1 pseudogene is annotated in these 212 nt (G+C 58.0%); it reads left to right on the top strand.

The annotated features are described in order from the left end of the window. A pseudogene (groEL, locus tag B2344_RS15935) lies at nt 1-212 on the top strand (chaperonin GroEL); the annotation flags it as partial.

The following is a 212-nucleotide window of genomic DNA, read 5'->3' as shown; positions in this document are numbered from 1 at the left end:
CGCGAAGGCCTGAAGCGCGTTGCTGCCGGCATGAACCCAATGGACCTGAAGCGCGGCATCGACAAGGCATCCGCCGAAGTCGTTAAAGACCTCGCTCATCATTCCAAGAAGGTGAAGTCGAACGAAGAGATTGCCCAGGTCGGCACGATCTCTGCAAACGGCGACACCGAAGTTGGCGCAATGATCGCCGAAGCCATGGCGAAAGTCGGCAA

Origin of the sequence: Hyphomonas sp. UBA3195 (assembly GCF_002366485.1) — a bacterium.
Lineage (GTDB): Bacteria > Pseudomonadota > Alphaproteobacteria > Caulobacterales > Hyphomonadaceae > Hyphomonas.
This window is presented reverse-complemented; position numbering and strand designations above follow the sequence as displayed.